This is a genomic window from Candidatus Pelagibacter communis, from assembly GCF_001180225.1.
Taxonomy (GTDB): domain Bacteria; phylum Pseudomonadota; class Alphaproteobacteria; order Pelagibacterales; family Pelagibacteraceae; genus Pelagibacter; species Pelagibacter ubique_D.
In genome coordinates this window covers 1-2,687 of sequence record NZ_CVST01000031.1, presented here as the reverse complement: position 1 = coordinate 2,687, position 2,687 = coordinate 1, and the positions used below count along the sequence as shown (strand labels likewise).

Genomic DNA, 2,687 nt, shown 5'->3' with positions numbered 1-2,687 from the left:
ATGGCATTGATTAATGTCCATTAATAATATCTCTTTTATTTTACACAAACCCCAGCTTTCAGAAAATATTGGAGCTTGCGCCAGAGGAATGAAAAATTTTAATTTTAAAAAATTAATTGTTGTTGATCCTAAACCAATATTTCCTAACGATAAAATTATAGCAACTTCAGTTGGGGCTAAAAATATTATTAACAAAACAAAGAGTTATGAAAATTTAGAGAAATCTTTAAAGAATATTGATATTGTTATTGCAACATCTGCGAGATTTAGAAATAAAAATATTAAGCATATTCAATTAGAAGATTTAAAAAAAATTAATTACAAAAAAAAAGTCGCTTTTTTGTTTGGATCAGAAGCATCAGGTTTATCCAATAATGAAATTAGTTATGCTAATTACACCCTTCAAATTCCAACAAATCCTGATTTTAAGTCATTAAACCTATCCCATAGTCTAATAATCATTGCTCAATATGTATCAAGCATCATTAATTTAAAAGTGAGCTCTTTTAATAAATCAAATAAAGTAAAATCAGCCTCAAAAAAAGAGATTGTCGCTATGGCCAATCTATGCATCCAGAATCTAGAAGAGATTAATTTTTTCAAATCAAAAGAGAAGAAGCCAATAATGCTGGAAAACTTAAGAAATATCTTTTACAGAATGGAATTATCGACTAAAGAAACACGTATTTTATCAGGTGTATTTGCGAGTTTAGGTAAAAAACGTTGATTGACAAAAGTAAGAGTAAGTTTATAAAGCCCACTATTAAATGACAAAAAGATTAAACTCTAAACACAAAGTAGATAGAAGATTAAAGGTTAACCTATGGGGGAGACCAAAAAGTCCTTTTAATACTAGAGCTTATGGTCCAGGTCAACACGGTCAAACAAAGACATCTAAGCCTTCAGATTATGGAATTCAGTTGCAAGCTAAACAAAAACTAAAAGCTTACTACGGAAATATAAATGAAAAACAATTCAGAAATATATATAAAAAAGCAGTTATGCTTAAGGGTGATACGGGTGAAAATTTAATTGGTCTTTTAGAGAGAAGACTAGACGCTATTATTTACAGAGCAAAATTTGCAACAACTATTTTTTCAGCTAGACAATTAATCAATCACGGTCATGTAAGAGTTAATGGTAAGAAAGTTAATATTGGAAGTTATTCAGTAAAAGAAGAGGATACAATTGAAATTAGAGACAAATCTAAGCAATTAGCAATCATTGATATCGCTCTAGCAAATAAAGAAAGAGAAACACCAGAATACATCCAAATGGATGAGAAAAATAAAAAATTAAAATTTGTAAGAGTTCCTAAATTTGAAGAAGTTCCTTATCCTGTAATAATGGAACCAAATCTTGTAATTGAATATTACTCTAGATAATTTCTAAATTTAATTTTTAAAATTAATACCTTTATCCTCAAGAACTTTTTTAAGCTCTCCGTTTTCGTACATTTCTTTTACGATATCACATCCACCAACAAATTCTTTTTTAATATACAATTGAGGAATTGTTGGCCAATCACTGTAAACTTTAATACCTTCTCTAATGTTTTGATTTTCCAAAACATTTACTCCTTTAAAATTTACTTCAAGAATTTTTAGCATGTTTGAGACAGCCATTGAAAAACCACACTGTGGAGCATCTGGAGTTCCTTTCATAAATAAACAAACATCATTGTTGTCTATATGATTTTGAATTATATTTTTTGTATTATCGTCCATTATTGCTCCTTTGTTTTAATTGCTAGGGCATGTAATTCATTTCCCATACGTCCTTTAAGAGAATTATATACCATTTTATGTTGTTCAATTTTACTTTTCCCTGAAAACTGAGAAGAAGTCACAGTCGCTGAATAATGATTTCCATCACCTGCTAAATCTTGAATTTCTACAACCGCATCAGGCATTGCTTCTTTAATTAAACCCTCAATTTCTTTTAAATCCATTGCCATTAGTTACTCATATAATCTGTAAGCCACTTTGTATTTGAACTTGTTAATTCGTCAATTGTAACTTTTGTCTTATCATTAATATATAGCTCATTTTCAATAATTGTTCCAAGTTCATCAAAATGAACAGCATTTTTATTCAATATATCTGTGACTTTTTTTAAATCTTTTTTACCAACCTCAATAATGTAACGTCCTTGATCTTCGCCAAAGAAATACTCCAATTCATTAATTAAATATTTTGGTTTATTTAAATTTATTCCTTTTTTACCTTTGATGCACATTTTGGCTATGGCTGTAATAATTCCACCTAAAGAAACATCATGAGCACTTTTGATTAGGTTATTTTCGATAAGTTTCAGCAAAGTTTCTCCATTATTTTTTTCATTAAATAAATTTATTTCAGGAGGAGGGCCATTTTTTTCATTCAATATATTCCTTGCAAATAAAGTTTGATCTAAATGTCCTTCTGTTTTTCCAATAACTAAAACCACATTATCAATTTCTTTAAAATCCATAGTGATCATTTTATTATAATCCTTTATCAAACCCACACCTCCAATAGCAGGAGTTGGCTTTATACCTTCATCTTTAGTTTGATTGTAAAAAGAAACATTTCCTGAAACTACTGGGAATTTTAAATATTCACTTGCTTCTCCAATTCCTTGAACACATTCAACAAACTCACCCATATTTTCCTCATTTTCAGGGCTTCCAAAATTTAAACAATTAG

Annotated in this window: 5 protein-coding genes; 2 read left to right on the top strand and 3 right to left on the bottom strand. The window is 28.9% G+C overall.

The annotated features are described in order from the left end of the window. The first annotated feature begins 13 nt into the window (after positions 1-13). Positions 14-727: an RNA methyltransferase gene (locus tag AMN99_RS01705; protein ID WP_075506112.1), complete on the top strand. Its 714-nt coding sequence runs from the start codon at positions 14-16 to the stop codon at positions 725-727. Between the two features lie 40 nt (positions 728-767). Then, entirely contained in the window at positions 768-1,385 is a 618-nt protein-coding gene (gene rpsD, locus AMN99_RS01700) for a 30S ribosomal protein S4 (protein ID WP_075506111.1), read from the top strand. A 9-nt stretch (positions 1,386-1,394) separates the two neighbouring features. On the opposite strand, the gene grxD is transcribed toward rpsD, so the two are convergent. The 3 genes from grxD to AMN99_RS01685 all read right to left on the bottom strand — a co-directional run. Next, positions 1,395-1,727, bottom strand: coding sequence for a Grx4 family monothiol glutaredoxin (gene grxD, locus AMN99_RS01695; protein ID WP_075506110.1), 333 nt, complete (start codon positions 1,725-1,727; stop codon positions 1,395-1,397). Then, positions 1,727-1,957, bottom strand: a complete 231-nt coding sequence (locus AMN99_RS01690; RefSeq protein ID WP_075506109.1) for a BolA/IbaG family iron-sulfur metabolism protein — start codon at positions 1,955-1,957, stop codon at positions 1,727-1,729. Before AMN99_RS01690 ends, grxD begins: the two co-directional genes overlap by 1 nt. Next, positions 1,957-2,687 (bottom strand): AIR synthase-related protein (locus AMN99_RS01685; protein WP_256998092.1); only part of this gene is annotated, 731 nt, incomplete at its 5' end. The genes AMN99_RS01685 and AMN99_RS01690, both read right to left, overlap by 1 nt.

Bases quoted from the DNA above. Each gene is read 5' to 3' on its own strand.
- AMN99_RS01690 (WP_075506109.1), bottom strand. From the start codon at position 1,957: ATGGCAATGGATTTAAAAGAAATTGAGGGTTTAATTAAAGAAGCAATG.
- AMN99_RS01705 (WP_075506112.1), top strand. From the start codon at position 14: ATGTCCATTAATAATATCTCTTTTATTTTACACAAACCCCAGCTTTCA.
- grxD (WP_075506110.1), bottom strand. From the start codon at position 1,727: ATGGACGATAATACAAAAAATATAATTCAAAATCATATAGACAACAAT.
- rpsD (WP_075506111.1), top strand. From the start codon at position 768: ATGACAAAAAGATTAAACTCTAAACACAAAGTAGATAGAAGATTAAAG.